This is a genomic window from Xylophilus sp. ASV27, assembly GCF_016428875.1.
Lineage (GTDB): Bacteria > Pseudomonadota > Gammaproteobacteria > Burkholderiales > Burkholderiaceae_C > Xylophilus.
In genome coordinates, this window is record NZ_JAELTO010000065.1 from 1 (window position 1) to 26610 (window position 26610).

The 26610-nt window shown below is 70.0% G+C and carries 30 protein-coding genes and 1 pseudogene; 26 read left to right on the top strand and 5 right to left on the bottom strand.

What is annotated here, in order from left to right; genetic code table 11:
• Both JHD63_RS14160 and JHD63_RS14165 read left to right on the top strand, forming a co-directional pair.
• The coding region (locus JHD63_RS14160; protein ID WP_304952639.1) for a tRNA (adenosine(37)-N6)-dimethylallyltransferase at positions 1 to 774 on the top strand (774 nt) is incomplete at its 5' end.
• Complete coding sequence (locus tag JHD63_RS14165; RefSeq protein ID WP_198971468.1) at positions 771 to 1430, top strand: ABC transporter ATP-binding protein; 660 nt, start codon at positions 771 to 773, stop codon at positions 1428 to 1430. The genes JHD63_RS14160 and JHD63_RS14165, both read left to right, overlap by 4 nt.
• 3 nt (positions 1431 to 1433) lie before the next feature.
• On the opposite strand, the gene JHD63_RS14170 is transcribed toward JHD63_RS14165, so the two are convergent.
• Positions 1434 to 2192 carry a GntR family transcriptional regulator gene (locus JHD63_RS14170; protein WP_198971469.1) on the bottom strand — a complete coding sequence of 253 codons (759 nt, stop codon included), beginning with the start codon at positions 2190 to 2192 and terminating at the stop codon, positions 1434 to 1436.
• Between the two features lie 12 nt (positions 2193 to 2204).
• Positions 2205 to 3899, bottom strand: a complete 1695-nt coding sequence (locus JHD63_RS14175; protein ID WP_198971470.1) for a sigma-54-dependent Fis family transcriptional regulator — start codon at positions 3897 to 3899, stop codon at positions 2205 to 2207.
• Between the two features lie 286 nt (positions 3900 to 4185).
• Here JHD63_RS14175 and JHD63_RS14180 point away from each other — a divergent pair, with 286 nt between their 5' ends.
• From JHD63_RS14180 to JHD63_RS14275, 20 genes are read left to right on the top strand one after another with little or no spacing between them, the layout of a single operon-like run.
• Positions 4186 to 4395, top strand: coding sequence for a phenol hydroxylase subunit (locus JHD63_RS14180; RefSeq protein ID WP_198971471.1), 210 nt, complete (start codon positions 4186 to 4188; stop codon positions 4393 to 4395).
• 35 nt (positions 4396 to 4430) lie between these two features.
• On the top strand, positions 4431 to 5423 hold the full coding sequence (locus JHD63_RS14185; protein ID WP_198971472.1) for a phenol hydroxylase: 993 nt from the start codon (positions 4431 to 4433) through the stop codon (positions 5421 to 5423).
• 14 nt (positions 5424 to 5437) lie between these two features.
• On the top strand, positions 5438 to 5728 hold the full coding sequence (locus JHD63_RS14190; protein ID WP_198971473.1) for an MmoB/DmpM family protein: 291 nt from the start codon (positions 5438 to 5440) through the stop codon (positions 5726 to 5728).
• A 23-nt stretch (positions 5729 to 5751) separates the two neighbouring features.
• The gene (locus JHD63_RS14195; protein ID WP_198971474.1) at positions 5752 to 7338 is read left to right on the top strand and encodes an aromatic/alkene/methane monooxygenase hydroxylase/oxygenase subunit alpha; all 1587 of its coding nucleotides are present in this window, start codon (positions 5752 to 5754) and stop codon (positions 7336 to 7338) included.
• Positions 7335 to 7691 carry a phenol hydroxylase subunit P4 gene (locus tag JHD63_RS14200; protein WP_198971475.1) on the top strand — a complete coding sequence of 119 codons (357 nt, stop codon included), beginning with the start codon at positions 7335 to 7337 and terminating at the stop codon, positions 7689 to 7691. The genes JHD63_RS14195 and JHD63_RS14200 overlap by 4 nt, the downstream gene beginning before the upstream one ends.
• 8 nt (positions 7692 to 7699) lie before the next feature.
• Positions 7700 to 8764 (top strand): NADH:ubiquinone reductase (Na(+)-transporting) subunit F, encoded by a 1065-nt coding sequence (locus tag JHD63_RS14205; RefSeq protein WP_198971476.1) that lies wholly within the window; start codon positions 7700 to 7702, stop codon positions 8762 to 8764.
• A gap of 2 nt (positions 8765 to 8766) precedes the next feature.
• Positions 8767 to 9144, top strand: a complete 378-nt coding sequence (locus tag JHD63_RS14210; protein WP_198971477.1) for a 2Fe-2S iron-sulfur cluster binding domain-containing protein — start codon at positions 8767 to 8769, stop codon at positions 9142 to 9144.
• Position 9145: 1 nt separating this feature from the next.
• Positions 9146 to 10090, top strand: a complete 945-nt coding sequence (locus tag JHD63_RS14215) for a catechol 2,3-dioxygenase (protein ID WP_198971478.1) — start codon at positions 9146 to 9148, stop codon at positions 10088 to 10090.
• A gap of 32 nt (positions 10091 to 10122) precedes the next feature.
• Entirely contained in the window at positions 10123 to 11013 is an 891-nt protein-coding gene (locus JHD63_RS14220) for a SphA family protein (RefSeq protein WP_198971479.1), read from the top strand.
• An 11-nt stretch (positions 11014 to 11024) separates the two neighbouring features.
• Positions 11025 to 11483 (top strand): GlcG/HbpS family heme-binding protein, encoded by a 459-nt coding sequence (locus tag JHD63_RS14225; RefSeq protein WP_233168154.1) that lies wholly within the window; start codon positions 11025 to 11027, stop codon positions 11481 to 11483.
• Positions 11480 to 12934: a 2-hydroxymuconic semialdehyde dehydrogenase gene (locus JHD63_RS14230; RefSeq protein ID WP_198971481.1), complete on the top strand. Its 1455-nt coding sequence runs from the start codon at positions 11480 to 11482 to the stop codon at positions 12932 to 12934. Before JHD63_RS14225 ends, JHD63_RS14230 begins: the two co-directional genes overlap by 4 nt.
• Positions 12915 to 14702: an arylsulfatase gene (locus tag JHD63_RS14235; RefSeq protein ID WP_233168156.1), complete on the top strand. Its 1788-nt coding sequence runs from the start codon at positions 12915 to 12917 to the stop codon at positions 14700 to 14702. Before JHD63_RS14230 ends, JHD63_RS14235 begins: the two co-directional genes overlap by 20 nt.
• Positions 14689 to 15771 (top strand): formylglycine-generating enzyme family protein, encoded by a 1083-nt coding sequence (locus tag JHD63_RS14240; RefSeq protein WP_198971482.1) that lies wholly within the window; start codon positions 14689 to 14691, stop codon positions 15769 to 15771. The genes JHD63_RS14235 and JHD63_RS14240 overlap by 14 nt, the downstream gene beginning before the upstream one ends.
• A gap of 45 nt (positions 15772 to 15816) precedes the next feature.
• Positions 15817 to 16599, top strand: a complete 783-nt coding sequence (gene dmpE / locus JHD63_RS14245; RefSeq protein WP_198971483.1) for a 2-oxopent-4-enoate hydratase — start codon at positions 15817 to 15819, stop codon at positions 16597 to 16599.
• Positions 16600 to 16618: 19 nt separating this feature from the next.
• Positions 16619 to 17533, top strand: a complete 915-nt coding sequence (locus JHD63_RS14250) for an acetaldehyde dehydrogenase (acetylating) (protein WP_198971484.1) — start codon at positions 16619 to 16621, stop codon at positions 17531 to 17533.
• Between the two features lie 14 nt (positions 17534 to 17547).
• A complete protein-coding gene (dmpG, locus tag JHD63_RS14255) occupies positions 17548 to 18582 on the top strand; it encodes a 4-hydroxy-2-oxovalerate aldolase (protein ID WP_198971485.1) in 1035 nt (344 codons plus the stop codon).
• Between the two features lie 11 nt (positions 18583 to 18593).
• A complete protein-coding gene (locus JHD63_RS14260) occupies positions 18594 to 20015 on the top strand; it encodes a methyl-accepting chemotaxis protein (RefSeq protein WP_198971486.1) in 1422 nt (473 codons plus the stop codon).
• Positions 20012 to 20800, top strand: coding sequence for a 2-oxo-3-hexenedioate decarboxylase (gene dmpH, locus JHD63_RS14265; RefSeq protein ID WP_198971487.1), 789 nt, complete (start codon positions 20012 to 20014; stop codon positions 20798 to 20800). Before JHD63_RS14260 ends, dmpH begins: the two co-directional genes overlap by 4 nt.
• A 16-nt stretch (positions 20801 to 20816) precedes the next feature.
• Positions 20817 to 21788 (top strand): Bug family tripartite tricarboxylate transporter substrate binding protein, encoded by a 972-nt coding sequence (locus JHD63_RS14270; protein ID WP_198971488.1) that lies wholly within the window; start codon positions 20817 to 20819, stop codon positions 21786 to 21788.
• Positions 21785 to 22000 carry a 2-hydroxymuconate tautomerase gene (locus JHD63_RS14275; RefSeq protein WP_255519290.1) on the top strand — a complete coding sequence of 72 codons (216 nt, stop codon included), beginning with the start codon at positions 21785 to 21787 and terminating at the stop codon, positions 21998 to 22000. Before JHD63_RS14270 ends, JHD63_RS14275 begins: the two co-directional genes overlap by 4 nt.
• Positions 22001 to 22035: 35 nt before the next feature.
• Here JHD63_RS14275 and JHD63_RS24580 read toward each other — a convergent pair whose 3' ends face one another.
• Positions 22036 to 22164, bottom strand: a complete 129-nt coding sequence (locus JHD63_RS24580; RefSeq protein WP_255519291.1) for a hypothetical protein — start codon at positions 22162 to 22164, stop codon at positions 22036 to 22038.
• Positions 22165 to 22273: 109 nt separating this feature from the next.
• Between JHD63_RS24580 and JHD63_RS14280 the strand changes: the two genes are divergently transcribed.
• A complete protein-coding gene (locus JHD63_RS14280; RefSeq protein ID WP_198971490.1) occupies positions 22274 to 22426 on the top strand; it encodes a hypothetical protein in 153 nt (50 codons plus the stop codon).
• Positions 22423 to 23421: a helix-turn-helix transcriptional regulator gene (locus JHD63_RS14285; protein ID WP_233168161.1), complete on the top strand. Its 999-nt coding sequence runs from the start codon at positions 22423 to 22425 to the stop codon at positions 23419 to 23421. The genes JHD63_RS14280 and JHD63_RS14285 overlap by 4 nt, the downstream gene beginning before the upstream one ends.
• Positions 23422 to 23636: 215 nt before the next feature.
• Here the strand turns inward: JHD63_RS14285 and JHD63_RS14290 are convergent, their stop codons facing one another.
• Together JHD63_RS14290 and JHD63_RS14295 are read right to left on the bottom strand one after the other, a co-directional pair.
• Positions 23637 to 24440, bottom strand: a complete 804-nt coding sequence (locus JHD63_RS14290; RefSeq protein ID WP_198971491.1) for a hypothetical protein — start codon at positions 24438 to 24440, stop codon at positions 23637 to 23639.
• Positions 24401 to 24991, bottom strand: a complete 591-nt coding sequence (locus tag JHD63_RS14295; RefSeq protein WP_198971492.1) for a hypothetical protein — start codon at positions 24989 to 24991, stop codon at positions 24401 to 24403. The genes JHD63_RS14290 and JHD63_RS14295 overlap by 40 nt, the downstream gene beginning before the upstream one ends.
• A 191-nt stretch (positions 24992 to 25182) precedes the next feature.
• Between JHD63_RS14295 and JHD63_RS14300 the strand changes: the two genes are divergently transcribed.
• Both JHD63_RS14300 and JHD63_RS14305 read left to right on the top strand, forming a co-directional pair.
• A complete protein-coding gene (locus tag JHD63_RS14300) occupies positions 25183 to 25413 on the top strand; it encodes a hypothetical protein (RefSeq protein ID WP_198971493.1) in 231 nt (76 codons plus the stop codon).
• Between the two features lie 10 nt (positions 25414 to 25423).
• Positions 25424 to 26476, top strand: a pseudogene (locus tag JHD63_RS14305) (FtsX-like permease family protein); the annotation flags it as partial.
• Positions 26477 to 26610 lie beyond the last annotated feature (134 nt).

The window sequence follows — 26610 nt, forward strand, 5'->3', positions numbered from 1 at the left end:
CCCCCCCCCCCCCCCCCCCCCCCCCCCCCCCCCCCCCCCCCCCCCCCCCCCCCCCCCCCCCCCCCCCCCCCCCCCCCCCCCCCCCCCCCCCCCCCCCCCCCCCCCCCCCCCCCCACTTTTCAAGCAGCAGACGGCATACGAGATTTCCTGTACGGTCTCGTGGGCTCGGAGATGTGTATAAGAGACAGGGTGCGCGCCGCGATCGAGGCCGAGGCCGCCGCGCGCGGCTGGCCCGCGCTGCACGCGGAGCTGGCCCGCGTCGACCCGGTGACCGCGGCGCGCCTGCCGCCGCAGGACAGCCAGCGCATCCAGCGCGCGCTGGAGGTCTGGCGCCTGACCGGCCAGCCGCTGTCACAACTGCACGGCGCTACGAAAAATATAGCCAAAAGCCCAGATATTACCTGGGCTACAGCCCTTATTTCCTTGGAACCCACGGACCGGGCCTGGCTGCACGCGCGGATCGCCGAGCGCTTCGACGCCATGCTGGCCGCGGGCTTCGTGGACGAGGTGCGCAGGCTGCGCGCGCGCGGCGACCTCTCGCCCGCGCTGGCGTCCATGCGCTGCGTCGGCTACCGGCAGGCCTGGGAAAGCCTGGACCGGATCCATCCAATGGACAGCCTGCGCGAGCGCGGCATTGCCGCCACGCGCCAGTTGGCCAAGCGCCAGATCACCTGGCTGCGGAGCATGCCGCAGCGCCACGCCGTGGCGGCCGACGCGCCCGACGCGCTGGCCCAGGTGCTGCGGCGGGTCGACATGCTGGTGGGCGCGCCATGAGCGGCCTGGCCATCCGCAACCTGGCCAAGCACTATGGCCGCGGCGCCGAGGCGGTGCCGGTGTTCTCCGGCGTCTCCTTCGACGTGGCGCCGGGCGAATTCGTGGCCATCGTCGGGCCCTCGGGCGTGGGCAAATCGACCCTGCTCAACTGCCTGGCCGCACTCGACACCTGGGACGCCGGCAGCGTGGCGCTGGATGGCGCGGACCTGTCCGCGCTGGACGAGACCCAGCGCGCGCTCTGGCGGCGCCGGCACGTCGGCTTCGTGTTCCAGGCCTTCCACGTGCTGCCGCACCTGGACGTGGCGCAGAACGTGGCGCTGCCGCTGATGCTGCTGGGTCGGCACGACGGCGCGCGCGTGGCCGCCATGCTGGACGCCGTCGGCCTGCGCGGCCTGGGCGCGCGGCTGCCGCAGCAGCTCAGCGGCGGCCAGTTGCAGCGCGTGGCGATTGCGCGCGCGCTGGTGCACCAGCCCCGCCTGCTGCTGGCCGACGAGCCCACCGGCAACCTCGACCCCGGCACCGCCGCGCAGGTGATGGACCTGCTGCTGGCGCAGACGCGGCAGCACGGCGCGGCGCTGGTGCTGGTGACCCATTCGGAGACGGCCGCGGCGCGGGCCGACCGGGTGATTCACCTGAGGGCCGACGGCGTGCACTGACGCTCAGGCGCTGCCATGCCCGGGCAGCACGGCGCGGCCTTCGCGCAGCGCGCGGATCAGCAGGTCGGGCGTGGCGCGGATGTGGGCCTCCAGCGCGAGCGCGGCGCGCGCGTCCTGGCCGGCCATGGCCAGCTCGAAGATCTCGGTGTGCTCGGCATGCACGTCGCGCACGCTGCCGGGCAGGCCCATGGCGTAGCTGCGGTAGCGCTCGCTGTGGCGCGACAGCAGGCGCAGCACGCGCAAGGTCCAGGGCGAGGCGTGGCCGGACAGCAGCGTTTCATGGAAGCGCAGGTTCAGCAGTTCCCACTGGCGCCGGCGCTGCGGCGCGATGGGCTGCTCCTCGGCCGAAAGCGCCGCGTAGGCGCCGGCCAGCGCCGCGCGCCACTGCGCATCGCCGACGCGGATCGACTGGCGCAGCGCCTCGATCTCGATCTGCACGCGCAGCCGGGTGATGTCCTCCAGCTCCTCGATGGCGATGGGCGCCACGCGAAAGCCGCGCTGGCCTTCGGCCGTGACCAGCGCGTCGCTCACCAGTCGGGTGAGCGCCTCGCGCAGCGTGCCGGCGCCCACCGCGTACTGGGTGCGCAGGTGCTCCACGCGCAGCTTGCCGCCGGGTGCCAGGCGCCCCTCGACGATGTCGTCGCGCAGCGTGGCGTAGGTCTGCTCGATCAGAGTGCGCGACGGGCTCGCGCCGCCTGCGCCGTGTTCCGGCGCCGCGTCGCCGCGCAGGGGGAACTGAGGAATGAAGGATCGTTTGGCCATGCGTTCCGGATCTCAGCCTGCGGGCGGCGCGCGCTCCTGCCGGCGCGACAGGCGGTAGCTCAACTGCGGGCGGGTCAGGCCCAGCGCGCGCGCGGCGGCGGCGAGGTTGCCGCCTGCGCGCTCCACGGCTTCGCGGATCAGGACGTCCTCCAGGGCTTCGAGCGTCAGGCCGCTGGCCTGCACGGTGTCGTACAGGCTCGCGCTCTGGGCGCTGCGGGCCTCGCTCTCCAGGCTGCCGGCGGCGTTCACCGTGAGGGCCGAGCGCGTGTCGGGCGACGGAAACAGCATGGCGGCATCCACCGGCTCGTCCTGCGCGGCCAGGATCACGCCGCGCTCGATCAGGTTCTCCAGTTCGCGCACGTTGCCGGGCCAGGCGTGCTGGCGCATCGCGGCCATGGCCAGGTCGGTGAAGCCGGCCACCCGCTTGCCGTGCAGCGCCGCATAGCGCTGCAGCAGATGCAGGGCCAGCGGCTCGATGTCCTCGGGCCGCTCGCGCAGCGGCGGGATGCGGATCGGGTAGACGTTCAGGCGGTACAGCAGGTCGCGCCGGAAGCGGCCCTCTTCCACGGCCTTTTCCAGATCGACGTTGGTCGCGGCGACCACGCGCACGTCGACCTTGCGCGGTTCGGTGCCGCCCAGGCGCTCGACCTCGCCCTGCTGCAGCACGCGCAGCAGCTTGGCCTGCGCGGGCAGTGGCAGCTCGCCCAGCTCGTCGAGCAGCAGCGTGCCGCCATGCGCGCGCTCGAAGCGGCCGGCGCGCGCGCCCATGGCGCCGGTGTAGGCGCCTCTTTCGGCGCCGAACAGCTCGCTCTCGATCAGTTCGGCCGGCAGGGCCGCGCAGTTCACGGCGACGAAGGCCTTGCCGGCGCGCGGCCCCATCGCGTGCAGGGCGCGCGCGAAGCGCTCCTTGCCCACGCCGGTCTCGCCGGTGAGCAGCACCGTGACCTGGGTCGGCGCGGCCTTGCGCAGCAAGGCCACCGTGTCATTGAAGGCGCGCGAGCAGCCCAGCAGCGGGCCCTTGTCGTCGGCGGGCTGCAACTGCGTGCGCAGCGCCTCGACCTGCGACTGCAGCTCGCCGATGCGCACGAGCATGGAGTCCGGGTCGTAGTCGCGCGCCAGTTGCTCGCCGTCGGGCCACTCGTGCGCGAAGCGGCCTTCGATCAGGCAGTGCGCGTCGCCGCAGGCGGTGCACCGCACCTCCTTGTACAGCGCCGGGCGGCGGAAGAAGGCGCTGGTATAGCCCGAGGCGTAGCCCAGCAGCATCCAGCACACCGGCGCGTCCTGCGGCCCCCAGGCGCGCTGGTGCACCTCGGACTCCCAACTGTGGTCCCACTGGAAGACGCCGTGGAAGTGGCCGGCGGCCTCGTCGTGCTCGAACACGCGCGGCTGCACCCGCACCGCGCCTTCGAGCATGTGCAGCTGCGGCCCCACGGCGAAGGCATCGAACAGAGCGGCATCGGGCCGCACCCGGCGCGCCAGCAGCGCGTCGCGCTCGCCCGAGGCATAGCCCGCGCGCATGAGCAGGCGGCGCGTGTGCGCGGCCCCCAGGCTTCCCATGAGCTCGCGCCGCAGCGCCTGGATGGCCGCCGCGTGGACCAGCAGCATGCGCTGGTCAGACAGCCAGATGCGGCCATCGACCGGCGAGAAATGCAGCAGCCGGCGCAGATCGGCGTCGGATGGCAGCGGGGGCAAGGTGGAGGCGCGCATCTGCAAAGTATCGATAAATATAACTTCTCTCTCCATCGGGACAGACCCGGGGCACATCACGATTTGATGCACCATCCCGCGCCGTGCTTCATCAAATGATCATTTTGCGGCGCAGCAATGGCGGATGGGGGCGTGGGAGGGGTGTATCCACAGGCCGCCCGAACCGGGTTCGCACATCGGTTTTCCTGGGACAAACCCTTAATTTATCGATATTTTGGCGTGAAAAGCGTTGGACTGGCATGGCTCGTGCAAAACATGGAGCGCACCCGCCGAACAGGACACCCCCATGCCCACCACCGCCGCCCCCGCCGCCAGCCCAGCCCCCGACTGCGACCTGTCGCAGCGCTTCGTGCGCCTGCTGGGGCGACGCAGCAACGGGCTGGTCGAGTTCGCGTTCTCGATCGGATGGCCCGAGCTGTCGGTGGACCTGATGCTGCCCGAGCCGGCCTTCGAGGAATTCTGCGCGGCGCACCGCGTGCGCCGGCTCGACGACTGACCCCGCATCCCTTCACCCCGAGGAGACAAAGCCCCATGACCATCGACCTGCAGGTGCGCGCGATCCAGCCGCTGCGCCAGACCTTCGCCCGCGTGGCGGCCTACACCGGCGACAAGCCCGCCTCGCGCTACCTGGAAGCCACGCTGGGCGTGCAGCCGACGGCGAACTTCCACTACCGCCCCACCTGGGAGCCCGACTTCGAGCTGTTCGACGTGCGCCGCACGGCCGTGCGCATGGCCGACTGGTACGCCCTGCGCGACCCGCGCCAGTTCTACTACGCCACCTGGACCATGGCCCGCGCGCGCCAGCAGGACGCGATGGAGGCCAACTACCAGTTCGTCGAGTCGCGCGGCCTGGTGCAGAAGATGCCCGACGCGCTGCGCGCCCATGCCTGCGAGGTGCTGATGCCGCTGCGCCACGCGGCCTGGGGCGGCAACATGAACAACTGCAGCGTCTGCTCGCGCGGCTACGGCACGGCCTTCACGGCGCCGGCCATGTTCCATGCCATGGACCATCTGGGCGTGGCCCAGTACCTCACGCGCCTGGGCCTGGCGCTGGAAGAGCCCGGCGTGCTCGAAGCGGGCCGCAACGCCTGGCTGCAGGATGCGCGCTGGCAGCCGCTGCGCCGCCTGGTGGAAGACACGCTGGTGCTGCAGGACCCGTTCGAGCTGTTCGTGGCGCAGAACCTGGCGATCGACGGCCTGCTGTATCCGCTGGTCTACGGCCAGTACGTGGACGAGCACCTGGCGCTGCAGGGCGGCACCGCGGCTGCCATGCTCACCGCCTTCATGCCCGAGTGGCACGACGAAAGCGCGCGCTGGGTCGATGCCGTGGTCAAGGTGGCCGCCGCCGAGAGCGACGACAACCGCCGCCTCATCTCGGGCTGGACCCTGGCGTACGCGGGCCGGGCCCAGGCCGCCCTCGCGCCGCTGGCCGAACTGGCGCTGGGCGAGCCCGGAGCCGCGGCGCTGCAGGCCGTGCGCGAGGCGCTCGACGCGCGCGCCCGCAAGGCCGGGCTGGACCTGTGAGCGGGAGAAATGCCATGAGCACCCCCAGCAGCACCGTCTCCAAGGTCTTCATCGCCTTCCAGGACAACGAGGAGTCGCGCCCCGTGATCGACGCGATCCTGGCCGACAACCCCGCCGCCGTGGCCGTGCATTCGCCGGGCCTGGTGAAGATCGACGCCCCGGGCCGGCTCAGCATCCTGCGCGCCTCGATCGAGGAGCAGACCGGACGCCCGTTCGACCTGCAGCAGATCCACGTCAACCTCGTCACGCTCTCGGGCCACGTCGACGAAGACGACGAGCAGCTCACCCTGAGCTGGAAGTACTGACCCCCATCACAGGAGACACACGCATGGACACCCGCGTCACGAAAAAGAAACTGGGCCTCAAGGACCGCTACGCCGCCATGACGCGCGGCCTGGGCTGGGAGACCTCCTACCAGCCCATGGACAAGGTCTTCCCCTACGACCGCTACGAGGGCATCAGGATCCATGACTGGGACAAGTGGGAAGACCCGTTCCGCCTCACCATGGACGCCTACTGGAAGTACCAGGGCGAGAAGGAGAAGAAGCTCTACGCCGTGATCGAGGCCTTTGCGCAGAACAACGGCCAGTTGGGCGTCTCCGACGCGCGCTACCTCAACGCGCTCAAGCTCCTCATCCAGGGCGTGGTGCCGCTGGAGTACTACGCCCACCGCGGCTTCGCGCACGTCGGCCGGCACTTCACCGGGCCGGGCGCGCGCGTGGCCGCTCAGATGCAGTCGGTCGATGAGCTGCGCCACTTCCAGACCGAAACGCATGCGCTGTCGAACTACAACAAGTACTTCAACGGCATGCACGACACCAGCCACTGGTTCGACCGCGTCTGGTACCTGTCGGTGCCCAAGTCCTTCTTCGAGGACGCGCTCACGGCCGGCCCGTTCGAGTTCCTCACGGCCGTCAGCTTCTCGTTCGAATACGTGCTGACCAACCTGCTGTTCGTGCCCTTCATGTCGGGCGCGGCGCACAACGGCGACCTGTCCACCGTCACCTTCGGCTTCTCGGCGCAGTCCGACGAGTCGCGCCACATGACGCTGGGCATCGAATGCATCAAGTTCATGCTGGAGCAGGACCCGGCCAACCTGCCCATCGTGCAGGGCTGGATCGACAAGTGGTTCTGGCGCGGCTACCGCGTGCTCACGCTGGTGGCCATGATGCAGGACTACATGCTGCCCCGGCGCGTGATGAGCTGGAAGGAAGCCTGGGAGATGTACGCCGAGGAAAACGGCGGCGCCCTGTTCCGCGACCTGGCGCGCTACGGCATCCGCGAGCCCAAGGGCTGGAAGATGGCCTGCGAAGGCAAGGACCACATCAGCCACCAGGCCTGGAACATCTTCTACAACTACACCGCCGCCGCGCCCTTCCACACCTGGGTGCCCAAGGAGGAAGAGATGCAGTGGCTGTCGGAAAAGTACCCCGACACGTTCGACAGGTACTACCGCCCCCGCCTGGAGCACTACCGCCGGGAGCAGCAGCAAGGCCGGCGCTTCTACAGCAAGACCCTGCCCATGCTGTGCACCACCTGCCAGATTCCCATGGGCTTCACCGAGCCCGGCGACCCCACGAAGATCTGCTACCGAGAATCCGACTACCAGGGCGACAAGTACCACTTCTGCAGCGACGGCTGCAAGGACGTGTTCGACCACGAGCCCGAGAAATACGTCCAGTCCTGGCTGCCGGTGCACCAGATCTACCAGGGCAACTGCTTCAAGCCCGGCGTGGACCCGACGGCCGAAGGCTTCGACCCGCTGCAGGCCGTGCTCGACTGGTACCGGGTGGAGGTGGGCCGCGACAACTTCGACTTCGAAGGCTCGGAGGACCAGCGCAACTTCGCCGCCTGGCGCGGCGATGCACCCGCCGAAACCGGCACCGCCGCCGCGCAGCCGGGAGAACGGGCATGAGCCTCAAGACCCTGCACCCGTACAAGTTCCCCGCCAAGGACGTGCGGGCCAACTTCCCCGCGCCGCTGCTCTACGTCGGCTGGGAAGACCACCTGATGTTCTGCTCGCCCGTGGCACTGCCGCTGCCCGCGGACATGCCCTTTGGCGCGCTGGCGCAGGCCGTGCTGCCCGGCGTGTACGGCGCGCACCCGGATTTTGCCCGCATCGACTGGACCGCCGTGCAGTGGTTCAAGTCCGGCCAGCCCTGGACGCCCGACCCGGCCCGCACGCTGGAGGGCAACGGCCTGGGGCACAAGGACGTGATCCGCTTCCGCACCCCGGGCCTGACCGGCATTGGCGGCTCCTGCTCCTGAAGCGCGGCATGAGTCACCAGCTCACCATCGAACCGCTGGGCACCGCCATCGCCGTGGAGCCGGGCCAGACCCTGCTCGACGCCGCGCTGCGCCAGGGCATCTACCTGCCGCACGCCTGCGGCCATGGCCTGTGCGGAAGCTGCAAGGTGCAGGTCTGCGAAGGCGAGGTGGACCACGGCGCGGCCAACCCGTTCGCGCTGATGGACTTCGAACGCGACGAGGGCAAGACCCTGGCCTGCTGCGCCACGCTGCTGTGCGACGCCACCATCGAGGCCGAGATCGACGAGGAGCCCGACGCGCAAGTCATCCCGGTGCGCGACTTCGCCGCCACGGTGGAGCGCATCGAGCGGCTCACGCCCACCATCAAGGCGCTGCACCTGCGGCTGGACAAGCCGATTCGCTTCCAGGCCGGGCAGTACGTGCAACTGGAGATCCCGGGCCTGGGCCAGAGCCGCGCCTTCTCGATCGCCAACGCGCCCGATGCGCACGGCACGTGCGAGCGCATCGAACTCAACGTGCGCCACCTGCCCGGCGGCGCCGGCACCACCTGGCTGCACGAGCAGTTGCAGGAGGGTGCGCGGCTGCGCCTGGCGGGGCCCTACGGCCGCTTCTTCGTGCGCCGCTCGGCCGGGCTGCCCATGCTCTTCATGGCCGGCGGCTCGGGCCTGTCGAGCCCGCGCTCGATGATCCTGGACCTGCTGGCCGGCGGCTGCGCCGAGCCGATCACCCTGGTCTACGGCCAGCGCACGCGCGAGGAGCTGTACTACGACGCCGAATTCCGCGCGCTCGCGCGGCAGCACGCCCACTTCACCTACCTGCCCGCGCTCTCGGCCGAGCCCGAAGGCTCGGGCTGGGACGGCGCGCGCGGCTTCGTGCACGAGGCGGCGCAGGCGCACTTCGGCGGCAACTTCGCCGGCCACAAGAGCTACCTGTGCGGCCCGCCGCCCATGGTGGAGGCCTGCATCGCCACGCTGATGCGGGGCCGGCTGTTCGAGCGCGACATCTACACCGAGAAGTTCCTCTCGGCCGCCGACGCGCAGGGCGCGCGCAGTCCTCTGTTCAAGCGGGTCTGAACATGGCCGTCGATACCCGCTCCCCGCTGCAGGTGCAGATCGCCCAGACCGGCGAATGCTATGCCTGCGCAGGCGAAGAAAGCCTGTTGCGCGGCATGCTGCGCCTGGGCCGGCGCGGCATCCCGGTGGGCTGCGTCAACGGCGGCTGCGGCGTGTGCAAGGTGCGCATCGTCGAGGGCCGCGTGCGCGCCCTCGGCCCGGTGAGCCGCGCCCACGTCAGCGCCGACGAGGAGGCCCGGGGCTACACCCTGGCCTGCCGAGTCGCACCCACCGAGCCGGTGCGGCTGGAAGTCGCCGGCCGGCTGAGCAAGCCTTTTTCCGGCGCGCGCGCCATGGTGGCGCACGCGCATCCCCCCACGACCCAACCCAAGGAGACATGACATGGGCGTACTACGCATAGGCCACGCGAGCCTCAAGGTGATGGACATGGCCGCCGCCGTGCAGCACTACGAGAACGTGCTGGGCCTGAAGACCACGATGCAGGACAAGGCCGGCAACGTGTACCTCAAGTGCTGGGACGAGTGGGACAAGTTCTCGCTGATCCTCACGCCGTCGGACCAGGCCGGCCTGAACCACGTCGCCTACAAGGTCCAGCACGACGCCGACCTCGACGCGCTGCAGGCGCGCATAGAAGCCTGGGGCATCCCCACCCGCTGGCTGGCCGAAGGCACGCTGCCGGCCGTGGGGCGCATGCTGCAGTTCAAGCTGCCCAGCGGCCACGACATGCGCCTGTACGCGCACAAGGAGTACGTGGGCACCGACGTGGGCACGGTCAACCCCGACCCCTGGCCCGACGGGCTGCGCGGCGCCGGCGCGCACTGGCTCGACCACCTGCTGCTGATGTGCGAGATGAATCCCGAGGCGGGCGTCAACACGGTGCAGGACAACACCCGCTTCATGAAGGAGTGTCTGGACTTCTTCCTGACCGAGCAGATCCTGGTCGGCCCGCAGGGCGACATGCAGGCCGCGACCTGGATGGCGCGCACCAGCACGCCGCACGACATCGCCTTCGTCGGCGGCCCGCGCAGCGGCCTGCACCACATCGCGTTCTTCCTCGACTCCTGGCACGACGTGCTCAAGGCTGCCGACGTGATGGCCAAGAACAAGGTGCGCATCGACGTGGCGCCCACGCGCCACGGCATCACGCGCGGCGAGACCATCTATTTCTTCGACCCCAGCGGCAACCGCAACGAGACCTTCGCCGGCCTGGGCTACCTGGCGCAGCCCGACCGTCCGGTGACCACCTGGAGCGAGGACCACCTGGGCAGCGGCATCTTCTATCACACGGGCGAGCTGGTGGCCTCTTTCACCGACGTCTACACCTGAGCCGGCGCGGTGCAGGCCAAGAGAAAACCATGATGAAGAACCGAACCGCATCGGCCGCGCTGGCCCTGCTGGGCGCCCTGGCCATGGGCGCGGCCCAGGCCGACGGCCACTACGTTCCCGGGGTTGAGGGCCTGCAGGCGGCCAGCGTGCCGCCGCCGGGCTTCTACTACCTGGGCTATCTGGTCAACTACCACATCGACCAGTTCCGCGCCCCCGGCACCCGCAGCAACCTGCCCGGCGACAACCGCGGCACGGTCACGGCGCTGGCCAACCGGCTGGCGTGGATCACGCCCTACAAGCTGCTGGGCGCCGACTACGGCATGGAGGCCATCGTGCCGGTGCTGCGCACCTCGCTCACGGTGAGCGCGGCCGGCATTGCCGACAGGCGCTCCGGCGTGGGCGACGTCTACCTCGGCCCGCTGGTGCTGGGCTGGCACGGCCCGCAGTGGGATGCGGTGGCCGCCGCCGGCGTCTGGCTCGATTCGGCCAGCACCGGCCAGCCCGCCTCGCCGGGCAAGGGCTTTGCCAGCACCATGCTCACGGGCGGCATGACCTACTACTTCGACGGCGCCAAGACCATCTCGGGATCGGCGCTGATGCGCTTCGAGCGCAACGGCAAGACCGATGCCGGCTTTCGCCCGGGCCAGCAGGCCACGCTCGAATGGGGGCTGGGCAAGTCCTTCGGCCCGGTGCAGGCCGGGCTGGTGGGCTACAGCCAGTGGCAGACCAGCGACGACCGCGGGCCGGGCGCGAGCACGCAGCGCGCGTCGCGCCATGCGCTGGGCGCCGAGCTGGTGTACCCGGTGCCCGGCGCGGGCCTGTTCCTCAAGGGCGCGCTCTACAAGGAACTGCGCGCCGAAGCCGGCACCGGCGCGCAGCCCAAGGGCTCGCTGCTGCGCCTCACGCTGGTGAAGGCGTTCTGATGGCGCAGCGCATGCCGCACACCAGCACCGCGCTCAGCGCGGCCCAGGCGGTGATCGACGCGCCCGCCGCCCTGCGCGCCGTGGAGGCCGCGCTGCGGCATGCCGCGCAACTGGGTGCGCGGGTCAACGTGGCGGTGGTCGATGCGGCTGGCCTGCCCGTGGCCTTCGCGCGCATGGCCGGCGCGCCGCTGCACTCGGTGGAGATCGCCACCGACAAGGCCTACACCGCCGCGAGCTTCGGCCTGCCCACCAGCGCGTGGCCGGCGGCGCTGGGCGCGCACTCCGAGGCCGTGCGCCAGGGCCTGGTGCTGCGCCCGCGCTTCGTCGCCTTCGGCGGCGGGCTGCCGATCGAGGAAGACGGCGCGCGCATCGGCGGCATCGGCGTGTCCGGCGGCAGCGAGGCGCAGGACGAGGCCATCGCCCACGCCGGCCTGCGCGCCCTGGGCATCACAACTGACGAATCACCATGAAACAGATCCTGAACTTCATCAACGGCGACTACATCGCCACCGGGCACAGCTTCGCCAAGCATTCCCCGACCACGGGCGAGGTGATCGCCCAGGTGCACGAGGCCGGCCGCGCCGAGGTCGACGCCGCCGTGGCCGCCGCGCGCGCCGCGCTCGCCGGCCCATGGGGCCGCATGGCGGTGGCCGAGCGGGTGGAAAAACTCTACGCCGTGGCCGACGGCATCAACCGCCGCTTCGACGAATTCCTGGCCGCGGAGTGCGCCGACACCGGCAAGCCGCGCAGCCTGGCGCGCCACATCGACATACCGCGCGGCGCGGCCAACTTCAAGATCTTCGCCGACGTGGTGAAGAACGTGCCCACCGAGTTCTTCGAGATGGCCACGCCCGACGGCCAGGGCGCCATCAACTACGGCCTGCGCGCGCCGGTGGGCGTGGTCGGCGTGATCTGCCCGTGGAACCTGCCGCTGCTGCTCATGACCTGGAAGGTCGGCCCGGCGCTGGCCTGCGGCAACACGGTGGTGGTCAAGCCCTCTGAAGAAACGCCGCAGACCGCCGCGCTGCTGGGCGAAGTGATGAACGAGGCCGGCATTCCGGCCGGCGTCTACAACGTGGTGCACGGCTTCGGCCCCGGCTCGGCCGGCGAGTTCGTCACCACCCACCCGCAGGTGGACGCGATCACCTTCACCGGCGAGACCCGTACCGGCGAAGCCATCATGAAGGCCGCCGCCAAGGGCGCGCGGCCGGTAAGCCTGGAGATGGGCGGCAAGAACGCCGCCATCGTATTCGCCGACTGCGACTTCGACGCCGCCATAGAAGGCACGCTGCGCTCGGCCTTCGTCAACAGCGGCCAGGTCTGCCTGGGCACCGAGCGCGTCTATGTGGAGCGCCCGCTGTTCGAGCGCTTCGTGGCCGCGCTCAAGCAGGGCGCACAGGCCATGAAGATCGGCCTGCCCGAAGACGCCGGCACCGGCATGGGACCGCTCATCAGCAAGGAGCACCAGGCCAAGGTGCTGTCCTACTACGCGCTGGCGCGGCAGGAAGGCGCCACCGTGGTCACCGGCGGCGGCGTGCCCGACATGGGCGCGCGGCATGCGGGCGGCGCGTGGATCGAGCCCACCATCTGGACCGGCCTGCCCGACACGGCGCGCGTCGTCAAGGAAGAGATCTTCGGCCCCTGCTGCCACGTCGCGCCCTTCGACACCGAGGACGAGGTGCTGGCCCGCGCCAACGACAACGACTACGGCCTGGCCACCGCCATCTGGACTCGCGACGTGGCGCGCGCGCACCGCGTGGCCGCGCGCATGCAGGTCGGCATCGCCTGGGTCAACAGCTGGTTCCTGCGCGACCTGCGCACACCCTTCGGCGGCGCCAAGCAGTCGGGCATCGGCCGCGAAGGCGGCGTGCATTCGCTGGAGTTCTATACGGAGCTGAAGAATGTCTGCATCAAACTCTGAGACTGCTGTCGCCCGGCATCCGGGCGCCGTCACCATTCGCGGCATGGGGCGCGGGCTGGTGCTGCTGGCGGTGTTGGCCCTGGGCCAGGTCGCGATCCAGGCGGCCCAGGCGGCCGCGCCTGCCGCCCACGGCAAAGCCCGGCGGCCGAATGTGCTGCTGATCGTAGCCGATGACCTGGGTTATTCCGACATCGGCGCGTTTGGCGGAGAGATCGCCACGCCCCATCTGGATGCCCTGGCCCGTCGCGGAATGCGGATGACAGACTTTTATGCATCGCCGTTTTGCTCGCCCACGCGTGCAATGCTGATGTCCGGCGCAGACAACCACCAGGTGGGCTTTGGCAGCATGGCCGAGCTGCTCACATCGCAGCAGCGCAGCCGCCCGGGCTATGAGGGCTATCTCACCGACCGGGCCCTGCCGTTTCCCGTGCTTTTGCGCAATGCGGGCTATCACACGTATATGGCTGGGAAATGGCATCTGGGCGTGAACGAGGAACATGCCCCGCCCCGGCGCGGTTTCGAGCAGTCGTACGCGATGATGAACGGCGGCGCCAGCCACTTCGACCAGACCGGCATCATCACCCTCGATGCCGACAAGACGCCCACGGCGCTGTACCGCGAAAACGGCAAAGAAGTCCAGATCCCCAAGGACTTCTACTCGAGCGAATACTTCGCCTCTAAACTCATTTCCTACATCGACGGCAACAAGGGCGATGGCAAGCCCTTCTTCGGCTACCTGGCATTCACCGCCCCGCACTGGCCCTTGCAAGCGCGTGACGCCTATATCCGCAAGTACGAAGGCCGCTACGACGTGGGGTATGAGGTGATCCGCAGCCAGCGCCTGGAGCGCATGAAGGCCCTGGGCATTGTGCCCAAGGACATGCAGCCCTATGTGGGCAACCCGGCGTGGCCGCGCTGGGACCAACTCAATGCCCGGCAGCAGCGTGCCGAGTCCAAGCGCATGGCGGTCTATGCCGCCATGGTGGAGGAGATGGACGCGCAGATCGGACGGGTCATCGACCACCTCAAGCGCATCGGTGTGTACGACAACACGGCCATCTTCTTCATGTCCGACAACGGCGCCGACGGCAACACCGTGCTGGATGAGGGCGCGACCCGTGCATGGGCCCAAAAGCACCGCGACAACAGCCTGGCCAATACCGGCCGGCCCGGTTCGTTTGCCGAATACGGCCCGGGCTGGGCCCAGGTCGGCTCCACGCCGCACAATATGTACAAGGCCTTTATGTACGAGGGCGGGATTGCCGTTCCGGCCATCTTCAGCCTTCCCGGTGACAACCGCAAGGATGTGGTCTCCCGTGCCCCGGCCCATGTGACCGATGTTGCGCCGACGGTGCTGGAGCTGGCTGGCGTCAAGCAGCCTGGCACCGAGTACCAGGGGCGCCAGGTGGCAGAGATGCAGGGGCGTTCCATGCAGGCCTTGCTGACCGGGCAAAGCGCCCAGGTACACGGCGTGTTCCGGCGTGGCTGGGAGCTGAACGGACGCCGCGCCATGCGCGTGGGTGACTGGAAGATCGTGCAAGCCAACAAGCCATGGGGGTCGGGTGAATGGGAGCTGTACGACATGGCAAGCGACCGTTCCGAACTGCACAACCTGGCTGGCCAGCACCCCGAAAAGCTGGCCGAGTTGCTGGCCGAATACCGCCGTTACGCCGAGCAAAACGGTGTCGTCGAGTTCGACGGGCTGGCCGCTCGCCCGGGCTATAGCAACAGCCTGAAGTACTACGAGGACCTCGATGAAGTCCGCTAGGTGGCCAGGCTCCACGGTGCTCGCCTTGGCGTGTGCACTGTCCGGGGCAGGCGGGGGCCATGCCACACCCCAGGCGCCCCGGACCGCCCAAGCCACGGGGCTGTGCGCGGGCTATGGCGGCCTGCCTCCCGGCTTTGGCCCGGCCGGTGTGCAAGGGCCCAACCGGGCCGGCCTGGTGCCCGTGGCGGCAGGGCGTTTTCGCATGGGATCGGACGAGGGCTACCCCGAAGAGCGCGTGGTGCATGCGGTGCGCGTAGACGCGTTTTGGATAGACCGCCATGAGGTCACGAATGCGCAGTTCGAGCGCTTCGTCCAGGCCACGGGCTATGTGACCCGCGCAGAACGCACACCCCCGGCCCAGGAGTTCCCAGGGGTGGCACCGGCCCAGTTGCGGCCAGGGTCTGCCGTGTTCGTGCCGCCGCAGGCCGGCGAACATCTGCGCGGCGCCTATGCCTGGTGGAAGTGGGTGGACGGTGCGGATTGGCGCCACCCCGATGGGCCTGGCAGCGACCTCCAGGGGCGGGGCAACCACCCCGTGGTGCATGTGGCCTACGAGGATGCCATGGCCTATGCCAAGTGGCTGGGGCGCGATCTGCCGACCGAGGCGCAGTGGGAGTACGCGGCCCGTGGCGGCCGCGATGACACCACCTACCCCTGGGGCAACACACCCGACCTCGCGGGACGTTCCATGGCCAATACCTGGCAAGGCCCGTTTCCCTTGGCCGACCAAGGCCGCGATGGCCACAAGGGAACGGCGCCCGTGGGCTGCTATCCAGTAAATGGCTTTGGGCTATACGACGCGGTGGGCAACGTCTGGGAATGGACACGCGATCGCTACCGCGACCGCCATGCGCCCGGCGCCGTGGAAAACCCCGTGGTCGTGGACCTTCAGGGGGCACGCGCGGCTTCCGAGACGCGGGTGATCAAAGGCGGCTCCTTTCTTTGCGCGCCCGATTTCTGTGTGCGTTACCGGCCGGCAGCGCGCCAGCCCCAGGACGTTCTGCTGGGTGCGACGCACATCGGCTTTCGTACGGTGCTGAACGACAGCAAAGGCGCCGCGCCTGACTGAAGACGCGGATGCCATGGCTGGATTTTTTTGAATGGGTTGTGAACCATGAACCTTGAACTGCAACACCAACTCGGTGACGAACTCTACCAAGCCCTGCGTGGCGCCCAGACGGTCGAGCCTTTGAGCAACCGCCACCCCGACATCACCATCGCCGACGCCTACGCCATCCAGCAGCACCTGCTCGCGCGCCGCCTCGCCGCGGGCGAGCGCGTGGTGGGCAAGAAGATCGGCGTGACCTCCAGGGCCGTGATGGACATGCTCGGCGTTTTCCAGCCCGACTTCGGCTGGCTCACCGACGGCATGGTCTACAACGAGGGCGAAGCTGTGCCGGCGAGCAGCCTGATACAGCCCAAGGCCGAAGGTGAGATCGCCTTCATCCTGAAAAAGGCCCTGAAGGGCCCCGGCGTCACCGCCGCCGACGTGCTGGCTGCCACCGAAGGCGTGATGGCCTGCTTCGAGATCGTCGACTCGCGCATCCGCGACTGGAAGATCAAGATCCAGGACACCGTGGCCGACAACGCGAGCTGCGGCGTCTTCGTGCTCGGCGAGCGCCTGGTCGATCCGCGCGACGTGGACCTCGCCACCTGCGGCATGGTGCTGGAGAAGAACGGCGAGATCGTCGCCACCGGCGCCGGCGCCGCCGCGCTGGGCCACCCGGCCAATGCCGTGGCCTGGCTCGCCAACACGCTGGGCGCGCTCGGCATCGCGCTGGAGGCCGGCGAGGTCGTGCTCTCGGGCTCGCTCGCCGCCATGGTGCCGGTGCAGGCCGGCGACAGCCTGCGCGTGTCCATCGGCGGCATCGGCGGCTGCTCGGTGCGCTTCATCTGATTCCAACCAAGGACTCCCCATGAGCCAGAAGATCCAGTGCGCCCTGATCGGGCCCGGCAACATCGGCACCGACCTGCTCGCCAAGCTGCGGCGCAGCGCGGTGCTCGAACCCGTGTGGATGGTGGGCATAGACCCCGAATCCGACGGCCTGCAGCGCGCCCGCGAGATGGGCATCAAGACCACGGCCGAAGGCGTGGACGGGCTGGTGCCGCACATGCGCGCCGACAAGGTGCAGATCGTCTTCGACGCCACCAGCGCCTACGTGCATGCCGAGAACTCGCGCAAGGTCAATGAACAGGGCGCGCTGATGATCGACCTCACGCCCGCGGCCATCGGCCCGTACTGCGTGCCGCCGGTCAACCTGCGCCAGCACCTGGGCGGGCGGGCCATGAACGTCAACATGGTCACCTGCGGCGGGCAGGCCACGATCCCCATGGTGGCGGCCGTCAGCCGGGTGCAGCCCGTGGCCTATGGCGAAATCGTCGCCACCGTCTCCAGCCGCTCGGTGGGGCCGGGCACACGCAGGAACATCGACGAGTTCACGCGCACCACCGCCGGTGCGGTCGAGAAGGTCGGCGGCGCGAAGCAGGGCAAGGCCATCATCGTCATAAACCCGGCCGAGCCGCCGCTGATCATGCGCGACACCGTGCACTGCCTGACCGAGGACGAGCCGGACCGCGCCGCCATCACCGCGTCGATCCACGACATGCTGCGCGAGGTGCAGCAGTACGTGCCCGGCTACCGCCTGGTTAACGGGCCGGTGTTCGACGGCCGGCGCGTCTCGGTCTTCCTGGAAGTGGAAGGCCTGGGCGACTACCTGCCCCGGTACGCCGGCAACCTCGACATCATGACCGCCGCCGCCGCGCGCACGGCCGAGATGTTCGCGGCCGAAATCCTCAAGGGCGAACTCTCGCTCGACCCCATCCCCGCATGAAGGAGCCACGCACCATGACACTCCAGGGCAGGACCATCACCGTGCACGACATGACGCTGCGCGACGGCATGCACCCCAAGCGCCACCTGATGACGCTGGCGCAGATGAAGAGCGTGGCCCAGGGCCTGGACGCCGCCGGCGTTCCGCTGATCGAGGTCACGCACGGCGACGGCCTGGGCGGCGCCTCGGTCAACTACGGCTTTCCGGCGCACAGCGACGAAGAGTACCTGGGCGCGGTCATCCCGCTGATGCGGCAGGCCAGGGTCTCGGCCCTGCTGCTGCCGGGCATCGGCACGGTGGACCACCTGAGGATGGCGCACGGCCTGGGCGTGTCCACCATCCGCGTGGCCACCCACTGCACCGAGGCCGACGTGAGCGAGCAGCACATCAGCGCCGCGCGCCAGTTGGGCATGGACACCGTGGGCTTCCTGATGATGGCGCACATGAACAGCGCCCAGGGCCTGGTCAAGCAGGCCCTGCTCATGGAAGGCTACGGCGCCAACTGCGTCTACGTGACCGACTCGGCCGGCTACCTGCTGCCCGAGCAGGTCAGGGAGCGCATCGGCGCCGTGCGCGCCGCGCTCCGGCCCGAGACGGAACTGGGCTTCCACGGCCACCACAACCTGGCCATGGGCGTGGCCAATTCCATTGCCGCCATCGAGGCCGGCGCCAACCGCATCGACGCGGCGGCCGCCGGCCTGGGCGCGGGCGCGGGCAACACGCCCATGGAAGTGCTGGTGGCGGTGTGCGACCGTATGGGCATCGCGACCGGCGTCGACGTCTGGAAGATCCAGGACGTGGCCGAGGACCTGGTGGTGCCGCTGATGGACTTCCCGATCCGCATCGACCGCGACGCGCTCACGCTGGGCTATGCCGGCGTGTACGGCAGCTTCCTGCTGTTCGCCAAGCGCGCCGAGCAGAAGTACGGCGTGCCCGCGCGCGACCTGCTGGTCGAGCTGGGCCGGCGCGGCATGGTCGGCGGGCAGGAAGACATGATCGAGGACACCGCGCTGACCATGGCGCGCGAGCGCGGCCTGGCGGCCGCCTGAGGAAGCGGCGCATGGCGCGGCTGCTCGGCTCGACCCTGGCGCTCCTCCTGGCGTCCCTGGCCTGGCCCGCGTGGCCGCTGCCATGGGCCGGGCTGCGCGAAGCCGCCCTGCTCGGGCTGTTGCTGCTGTGCCTGGCCGGCACCCGCCGCGCCCCGCGCGCGACATCCGAGGCGCTGGTGCGCGTGGACGGGCACGCGCTCGAGGTCACGGCGCACAACGCCGGCATGATGTCCTCGTTCACCCGGGTGGTCGCCTTCTCGCGCGAGCAGGCCTCGATCCTGGCCCGCCTGCGCGAGGACGTGGACGCGCTGGCGCGCAGCGCCGGCACGGTGGTGCAGTCCGCCCGCATCACCCGCGACGAGGTCGATTCCATGCACGAACTGGCCCAGCGCGGCGACGGGCTGCTGCACCAGACCCTGGAGCGGATCGCGTCCCTGGCGCAGTCCGCCGAAGGCCTGGACGAACGGTTCCGCGAGGTCATGCGGCACACGGGCGAGATCGAGCACATCCTGGGCATGATCCGCGACGTGGCCATGCAGACCAACCTGCTGGCGCTCAACGCCGCGATCGAGGCCGCGCGCGCCGGCGAGCAGGGGCGCGGCTTCGCCGTGGTGGCCGGCGAGGTGCGCAGGCTGGCGGCGCGCACCGGCGAGGCCACCGAGCAGATCCGCCAGATGATCTCCGGCATCACGGCCAGCACCCTGGCGGCCGACCAGAACCTCAAGGCAGTGCTGCAAGACATCCAGGGCGGCGTCGAGCACACGCGCGCCACCGGCGCGGCCCTGGCCGACATCCGCGAGCGCTCCAGCCGCACCCTCGCTGCGGCCAGCGACATGAGCGCCGCCGCCCAGACCCAGGACGGCCTGAACCAGCGCCTGATCCACGACGCCGGCGCGCTGAGCGCGGCCGCCGCGCAGTCGATCGACTGGCTGGGCCAGAGCAACGCGCAGCTGCGCGAGGTGCAGGGGCTGATCGGCCAGCTCAAGCGCGACACCTCGGCGCTGCTGCCGCAGCGCCGGCAGGTCGACGTGCTCACCGACTGCATCGAGGAGATGCGCGCCTGCAACATCCTGGTCATGAATGCCGACGCGTTCGGCCAGGTCGAGCCCGTGATCGAGCGCATCGCGCAGATCGACCAGTTGATAGACGCCACCTGGAGCCCGCGCGGCGCCCGGCACACCGGCGCCGCGGGGCGCGACTTCAGCGCCGCGCTGCAGGCCTACCGGCGGGTGCGCGATGAAGCCCTGGCGCAGGCGCGCGACGAGCGCTTCGACGAGGTCCGCCGCCTCGTGCCGGAGCAGGTGCGCCCGGCCTACGACCAGGTCAAGCAGACCCTGTCGCGGCTGGACGCGCAAGACCGTGCCACGCGCGCCCGCCCGTCGCTGCGGCGGCTGCCCCCCTTTCTTTCCAAACGGCTTGGACCCTCTCCATGACACTCGAATCACACACCATCACCCAGCTCGCCGAGCACCTCGAAACCTGCGAGTTGCAGGCCCGCGACACACCCAAGATCACCGACCAGCACCCCGGCATGGACTGGGACGACGCTTACGCCATCCAGGACGCGATCCTGGCGCGCAAGCTCGCCCGCGGCGCACGCGTGGTCGGCCTCAAGGCGGGCCTGACCTCGCACGCCAAGATGCGGCAGATGGGCGTGGACTCGCCCGTGTTCGGCTTCCTGGTCGATGCCTTCAGCGTGCCCGAAGGCGGCACGGTGCGCACCGGCGAACTGATCCACCCCAAGGTCGAGCCCGAGATCGCCTTCGTGCTCAAGCACGCGCTCAAGGGGCCGGGCTGCCACATCGGCGCGGTGCTGGCCGCCACCGACTTCGTGCTGCCCGGCATCGAGGTCATCGACAGCCGCTATCGCGACTTCCGGTTCGACCTCAAGAGCGTGGTGGCCGACAACACCTCGGCCGCGCGCTTCGTCGTCGGCGGGCGCGCGCTGCGCCCCGAAGCGCTGGACCTGCGCACCGTGGGCATCGTGCTGGAAAAGAACGGCCAGCCGGCGGCCCTGGGCGCCGGCGCGGCGGTGCTGGGCCATCCGGCGGCGGCGGTGGCGATGCTGGCCAACCACCTGGGCCGGCGCGGGCGGGAGATCCCGGCCGGCAGCCTGATCCTCTCGGGCGGCGCGACCGAAGCCGTCGCCGTCGCAGCCGGCGACCACGTCTGCCTGCGCGTGCAGGGCATGGGCAGCGTGTCGCTGCGCTTTGCCTGAGACAGGAGACGAATCCATGCAAAGACGCCATTTCATCGCCGCCGGCGTCATGGCCGCAGGTGCCCGCGCGGCCTGGGCCCAGGCAGGCTATCCTGGACGGCCAGTGCGCCTGATCGTGCCGTTCCCGCCGGGTGGCCCGACCGACGTCATGGGCCGCACCGCGGCCAAGGCCATGGGCGACCAGATGGGCCAGCCGTTCGTGGTGGAAAACCGCGCCGGCGCGGGCGGCAACATCGGCACCGACGCCGTGGCCAAGGCCGCGCCCGACGGCTACACCATCGGCCTGTCGGCCATCAGCAGCCTGGCCATCGCACCGCACCTCTACCGCAGCGTGCCGTTCAACGTCGAGAAAGACCTCGCGCCGATCTCACTGGTAGGCACCACGCCCTGCGCGCTGGTGGTGCATCCGGGCCAGCCCTTCACCGACCTGCGCGGCCTGGTGGCCTATGCCAAGGCTCACCCCGGCCGGCTCAGCTACGCCACCTCGGGCGTGGGCACCAGCAACCATCTGGCGGCAGAACTGCTGCAGTCGGTGGCCGGCATCCAGCTCACCGCCGTGCCTTACAAGGGGTCGAGCCAGATCGTGCCGGACCTGCTGTCGGGCACGGTACCCCTGAGCATGGAGAGTTCGCTGGCCACCACGCTGCAGCACATCGAGGCGGGCAAGCTGCGCGCCGTCGCCGTGACCTCGGCGCAGCGCGCCAAGGCGCTGCCGCAGGTGCCGACCGTCGCCGAATCGGGTTACCCGGGATTCGAGGTGGAGACCTGGTTCGGCCTGGTGGCGCCCGCTGCGGTGCCTCCGGCTTTGGTGGCCCGGCTGCACGACGCCTGGGCCGCGGGCGCCCGCACGGCCGAGGCGCAGACCGCTTTCGACGCCATCTCGGGCACGTTGCGCGTGAACACGCCGCAGGAATTCGCGGCCTTCATCCGCGCCGAGGACAGGCGCTGGGGCGCGCTGATCCGCCGCCTCGGCCTGAAGGCCGATTGACCCGCAACAGGAGAACCGCCATGCCATTCGCACAGATCTACATGATCGAAGGCCGCACCGAGGAGCAGAAGAAGGCCGTGATCGAAAAAGTGACCCAGGCCCTGGTCGATGCCGTGGGCGCGCCGGCCGCCAACGTGCGCGTCTGGATCCACGACGTGCCCAAGGAGAACTGGGGCATCGCGGGCGTGAGCGCCAGGGAGCTGGAGCGTTAGGATCTCGGCGCCTGACCGGCCGGGCGGTTGCGCAATCAAGCCGCCACCACCTGCGCCGCCAGCGCCACGGCAACGCCCTCACCGAAGCTGCCCGCGTAGCCCGCGTGCGCGGCAAAGCCGGTGAGCGAAGACGAGGCTGCGATCTCGCCCACATCGAGGATCAAGGCACTGCGGCCAAGCGATCGTAGGCCAACGCACAACAAACAAAATGATGCAAATGCTGTACTCTTGCGCCACGCCTGTCCAGCAGATCGGCGAAGAGGGACAAGAACCATGCATGAGAACCGCCTCGACACCTTCAGCGCATCGCCGCTGAAGCTCAGCTCCGCATCAGCGGAGCAGGCGCTGGTGCGTTGCCAAGATGCGGCCTTGGACATCCTCAACCCCGTGCTGCCGCCCTTCGACGGAGCGATGTGGGAGCAATGAGCCCCTGCACCGGGCGCACTGGCAACCTGATGGCCGACTACAGCCACTTGCTGCTGCGCCTGTACCGGCTGTCGCATGAGCAGCCGGTGGATCGTTTCCAGGACGAGGCGCTGGAGTTGCTCAAGCATGTGCTGCCCTTCGACTCGGCCATGTGGGGTTCGGCCACGATGACGGCGGGGGGCATCGACGTTCACACCATCCACCTGCACCGCCAGCCGGCCGAGATGCTGATGGCCTACGAGGAGATCAAGCACCTGGACACGGCGGCACAAGTGGTGGTCCTGCGTCCCAGCGAAACCAGGGCATTCGACGCGCGGGCATGGTTCAACGGCCGACACCAGCGCGCACTGCTCGACTATGGCCGGCGTTTCGAGCAGTCGCACTTCTTCATCGGCAGCATGCAGAACCCTGCCACGCGCTTCGGCCGCTGGCTCTCGCTGTTCCGCGCCAGTCCCGATGCCCATGGCACTGAGGGTGAGCGCCAGTTGCTCGCCACGCTGATGCCGCACATCCAGCAAGCCCTGGAACTCAACCGCCTCACACACCTGAATCAGCTTGTCCACGCGCCGGGCGCTGCCCGCCTGGGTTCGGCCCTGGCAGACCCGCGCGGCATGCTGCACCACATGGACGCCGTCTTCGAGCGCGCCCTGCGCACCGAATGGCCCTGCTGGGCGGGCTCTCGGCTGCCCGAGCCGGTGATGGCCGCTGCGCAGCGCGGCGAGCCGCGTCTGCTGGCGCGCAGCCTGGTTATCACGCTGCATGCGCAGCACGGCCTGCTGTGGCTGCGCGCCCGCCCCCGCTGCGCCGCCGATGCGCTCTCGCCCCGCGAAGACACCGTGGCGCGACTGCTGGCCCTGGGCCTCACGCACAAGCAGATCGCAGCCCGGCTGCAGCGTTCCCCGGCCACAGTGCGCAACCAGATCCAGTCGGTCTACGACAAACTGGGCGTATCCAATGTGGCCGCAATGGCCGACGCGCTGCGGCAGGCAGATTGAAGCCCCTTTTTCGATACTTGACGCACTTTTCCATCCTGGGACCGGTGAACTCGGCGTAGTTGATCAACCGCTCGGCGCTCGATGAGTTCGCGCAGACAGTGCGCACGGTGGAGGGCCAGCCCGACCTGCAGCTCTGCGATCGGTTCGGGAGAGTTTCGACGACGCGCTGTTCGGCCCGCTTGCGCCCCATGCCGACGGCGCAAGGCAAGTCGGCCTCAAGGCCGTAACTGGTCCACCGCCGTCCGCGCGAAGGGCGTGACCGGAGCATGGGGCGCGGCGATGACGAATTCGCCAGCGGCCAGCAATGCCAGATCGCCCTGCGGTGCGATCACCTCTACGCGATAGCGCCCAGGCGGCCAATCCTCGGTCGTGTGCCTCCATATCGGGATCTGCTCGCTCGCGTTCGGTGGAATCGCCTGCGCCGACAACTCGATGAGCGCGTTGTCGCTGGCATTGCGCCACCGCAGGAGCACGGAGTCTCCAGCCAGACCCTCGGGCTGCATCACCGCCTGGACGTAGCGTTCCTGCTGCGCCAGGGTCGGAACCCCTTCGGCAGGCAAGGCAGAGTCTCCATCCTGGGGTCCGAATGCAATCTTCCTGGCCTCGGTGGCAGTCAGTGCGACATGTCCTTGCAGCAAGCCATGCAGGCGCTGCAGCGCCGCGCTACCGGGGGTGAAACCATGGGATTGCAGCCAGGACGCGGACAGGCGGGAGCGATCCAGGACCTCGTGCAGCAGGTTGGGCGGCTGCGGCGCGCCGCCCTGGGCTGCGGCAGTGGCGCGCGTCGGCGAAAGCACGGCGCCCGGGGCCGGCACAGCAGGCACGGGCTGTGCTGCCAACACCAGCCGCGGTGCGCCCCGATCGTCAGCGGTACCGGCCGAAGGCTCCTCTCCCTCCCGGAACTCCGAGAAGAAAAAGAGCACTCCCAGCACCAACGCGGCCAACGCGAAGGGCCCTGCCTGTGCCAGACCCGACCGCATCAGCGCGCCTTCAGCCAGTTGTCCCTGGCCGTGATGCAAGCGCCGCTGCTGCCATACTGGTTCATGTAGGTGAAGGAGTTGTCGCCGCACCCTCCGTCGTCCTTGAACACGGGGCCCCAGCAACTGCCCGTCTTCGTGCTGCCGCTCGTCTTGGCGCAGAAGTTGTAGTAGCTCTGCGTCGATGGATTGGGCAGCACCGGCCCGTTGGAGCCGCCGCAGGACAGCGCCTTGCTGTTGTCGCGCGCGTATTGCACGAGCTTGGTGTAGGGGCCGGCATAGTCCGCGTCCGCCGCCGCCTTCTGGCCGGCCTGGCACGCCTGAATGATTTGCTGAAGACGCGCATCGGCGGCGCCATAGGCTCCCGAAACCTGGATACCGCAGGCATTCGCCTGCGCCCTTTCCGACCCGGTCACCAGGTCCGGATAGTTGCAGTTCGCGCCGCCCGACGAAGATCCCCCCGGCGAAGAGCCGCCGCCGGAACCGCCCGTGCTGCCGGAACTGTCTCCGCCGCCACATGCAGCCAGGGCCAGCAGGAGGGAGGTTGCCAGCAGATATTTCGGATAGTGGCTGGGCATCGGAAGAGAGGCCATGGCAAGATTCCTTCTATGGAGTCACTTATGGGGTCACGGGTGAAACGCTTTGACCGATTCGCATCGGCTTGCCCGCATCCTCGGGCAAACCCCGCCAATACAAAATGATGCAAATGCATCATTTCTTGGCGTCTTGCCGATCCCGCGGCATCTCTGAATACCTTTCCTCCTGACCCGCTCCGCGGTCTTTCATGGGCACTCCCTTCCCTCCCCCCGCCGCGGCCCCTGCCCTCTCGCCGGATGCCGAGCCGCCCCTGGCCGACGCCGAAGTCGGCCCGGTGCATTTCTTGGGCATGGCACAGGGCCCGGGCCATCTGATCTCCACCCGAGGGCCGCTCTTCACCGGGCTGGGCGTGCTGCTGATGATGATGGGCGCCGCGGACGCCGGCCGGGCGCTGCTGGCGCGGCCCGCGCGGCCCTGAGGGCCTGGCCATGCTGGCACTGCTCAAGACCTTCTCCTGGCAGGAAATCCGCCACCAGCCCTGGCGCCACGCGCTGGCGGTGCTGGCGGTGATGCTGGGTGTGGCGCTGGCGTTTTCGGTGCAGTTGATCAACAGCTCGGCGCTCGACGAGTTCGCGCAGGCGGTGCGCACGGTCGATGGCCAGCCCGACCTGCAGGTGCGCGCGGTGCAGGAGAGCTTCGACGACGCGCTGTTCGGCCCGCTGGCGCACCGCGCCGACGTGGCGCTGGCCACGCCGGTACTGGAACTGGCCGCCACCGCGCTGCGGGCGGACGGCAGGCGGCTGGCGGTGCGCGTGGTGGGAGTGGATGCGCTGTCGGTGGCGCGCACCGCGCCCGGCCTGCAGCCGGTGCTGCTGGAGGGCGCCGCGCGGCTGGACCTGTTCGCGCCCGATGCGGCCTTTCTCAACCCCGCCGCGCTGCAGGCGCTGGGGCTGGCGGGCAGCGGCGCGGGCACGCGGTTCGCGCTGCAGGACGCGCGCGGCGCGCAGCCTCTGCGTCTGGCCGGCACGGTGGCGGCGGGCGGCGCGCCGCTGGTGGTGATGGACGTTGCCGCGGCGCAGGCGCTGCTCGACCGTGTCGGCCGGCTCTCGCGCATCGACCTGCGGCTGGCGCCCGGCGCGTCGCGCGAGGCGCTGCTGCGATACGTCGCCGGGCTGCCGGGCGTGGTGGCGGCCACGCCGGGCGATGCCGCCGCGCGCGTGGGCGACCTGTCGCGCGCATACCGGGTCAACCTGACGGTGCTGGCGCTGATCGCGCTGTTCACCGGCGCCTTCCTGGTGTTCTCGGTGCTGGCGCTGGGCGTGGCCAAGCGCGCGCCGCAGTTCGCGCTGCTGGGCGTGCTGGGCCTGACGCCGCGCGGCCGGCGCACGCTGGTGCTGGCCGAGTCGCTGCTGCTGGGCCTGCTGGGCAGCGCGCTGGGGCTGGCGCTGGGCACGGCGCTGGCCGCTCTGGCGCTGCGCGTGCTGGGCGGCGACCTGGGCGGCGGTTACTTCGCGGGCGTGGCGCCGGCCCTGCACCTGTCTCTTATACACATCTAAAAAAGGGGGGTGGGGGGGGGGGGGGGGGGGGGGGGGGGGGGGGGGGGGGGGGGGGGGGGGGGGGGGGGGGGGGGGGGGGGGGGGGGGGGGGGGGGGGGGGGGGGGGGGGGGGGGGGGGG

What these genes read in the sequence shown, in the direction of transcription:
- JHD63_RS14200 (WP_198971475.1), top strand. Translation starts at nt 7,335, where the DNA reads ATGAGCCTCAAGACCCTGCACCCGTACAAGTTCCCCGCCAAGGACGTG.
- JHD63_RS14225 (WP_233168154.1), top strand. Translation starts at nt 11,025, where the DNA reads ATGCCGCACACCAGCACCGCGCTCAGCGCGGCCCAGGCGGTGATCGAC.
- JHD63_RS14260 (WP_198971486.1), top strand. Translation starts at nt 18,594, where the DNA reads ATGGCGCGGCTGCTCGGCTCGACCCTGGCGCTCCTCCTGGCGTCCCTG.
- JHD63_RS14185 (WP_198971472.1), top strand. Translation starts at nt 4,431, where the DNA reads ATGACCATCGACCTGCAGGTGCGCGCGATCCAGCCGCTGCGCCAGACC.
- JHD63_RS14175 (WP_198971470.1), bottom strand. Translation starts at nt 3,899, where the DNA reads ATGCGCGCCTCCACCTTGCCCCCGCTGCCATCCGACGCCGATCTGCGC.
- JHD63_RS14235 (WP_233168156.1), top strand. Translation starts at nt 12,915, where the DNA reads ATGTCTGCATCAAACTCTGAGACTGCTGTCGCCCGGCATCCGGGCGCC.
- JHD63_RS14190 (WP_198971473.1), top strand. Translation starts at nt 5,438, where the DNA reads ATGAGCACCCCCAGCAGCACCGTCTCCAAGGTCTTCATCGCCTTCCAG.
- JHD63_RS14180 (WP_198971471.1), top strand. Translation starts at nt 4,186, where the DNA reads ATGCCCACCACCGCCGCCCCCGCCGCCAGCCCAGCCCCCGACTGCGAC.
- JHD63_RS14280 (WP_198971490.1), top strand. Translation starts at nt 22,274, where the DNA reads ATGCATGAGAACCGCCTCGACACCTTCAGCGCATCGCCGCTGAAGCTC.
- dmpH (WP_198971487.1), top strand. Translation starts at nt 20,012, where the DNA reads ATGACACTCGAATCACACACCATCACCCAGCTCGCCGAGCACCTCGAA.
- JHD63_RS14230 (WP_198971481.1), top strand. Translation starts at nt 11,480, where the DNA reads ATGAAACAGATCCTGAACTTCATCAACGGCGACTACATCGCCACCGGG.
- JHD63_RS14165 (WP_198971468.1), top strand. Translation starts at nt 771, where the DNA reads ATGAGCGGCCTGGCCATCCGCAACCTGGCCAAGCACTATGGCCGCGGC.
- dmpG (WP_198971485.1), top strand. Translation starts at nt 17,548, where the DNA reads ATGACACTCCAGGGCAGGACCATCACCGTGCACGACATGACGCTGCGC.
- JHD63_RS14195 (WP_198971474.1), top strand. Translation starts at nt 5,752, where the DNA reads ATGGACACCCGCGTCACGAAAAAGAAACTGGGCCTCAAGGACCGCTAC.
- JHD63_RS14220 (WP_198971479.1), top strand. Translation starts at nt 10,123, where the DNA reads ATGAAGAACCGAACCGCATCGGCCGCGCTGGCCCTGCTGGGCGCCCTG.
- JHD63_RS14240 (WP_198971482.1), top strand. Translation starts at nt 14,689, where the DNA reads ATGAAGTCCGCTAGGTGGCCAGGCTCCACGGTGCTCGCCTTGGCGTGT.
- JHD63_RS14300 (WP_198971493.1), top strand. Translation starts at nt 25,183, where the DNA reads ATGGGCACTCCCTTCCCTCCCCCCGCCGCGGCCCCTGCCCTCTCGCCG.
- dmpE (WP_198971483.1), top strand. Translation starts at nt 15,817, where the DNA reads ATGAACCTTGAACTGCAACACCAACTCGGTGACGAACTCTACCAAGCC.
- JHD63_RS14205 (WP_198971476.1), top strand. Translation starts at nt 7,700, where the DNA reads ATGAGTCACCAGCTCACCATCGAACCGCTGGGCACCGCCATCGCCGTG.
- JHD63_RS14285 (WP_233168161.1), top strand. Translation starts at nt 22,423, where the DNA reads ATGAGCCCCTGCACCGGGCGCACTGGCAACCTGATGGCCGACTACAGC.
- JHD63_RS14215 (WP_198971478.1), top strand. Translation starts at nt 9,146, where the DNA reads ATGGGCGTACTACGCATAGGCCACGCGAGCCTCAAGGTGATGGACATG.
- JHD63_RS14210 (WP_198971477.1), top strand. Translation starts at nt 8,767, where the DNA reads ATGGCCGTCGATACCCGCTCCCCGCTGCAGGTGCAGATCGCCCAGACC.
- JHD63_RS14250 (WP_198971484.1), top strand. Translation starts at nt 16,619, where the DNA reads ATGAGCCAGAAGATCCAGTGCGCCCTGATCGGGCCCGGCAACATCGGC.
- JHD63_RS14170 (WP_198971469.1), bottom strand. Translation starts at nt 2,192, where the DNA reads ATGGCCAAACGATCCTTCATTCCTCAGTTCCCCCTGCGCGGCGACGCG.
- JHD63_RS14295 (WP_198971492.1), bottom strand. Translation starts at nt 24,991, where the DNA reads ATGGCCTCTCTTCCGATGCCCAGCCACTATCCGAAATATCTGCTGGCA.
- JHD63_RS14270 (WP_198971488.1), top strand. Translation starts at nt 20,817, where the DNA reads ATGCAAAGACGCCATTTCATCGCCGCCGGCGTCATGGCCGCAGGTGCC.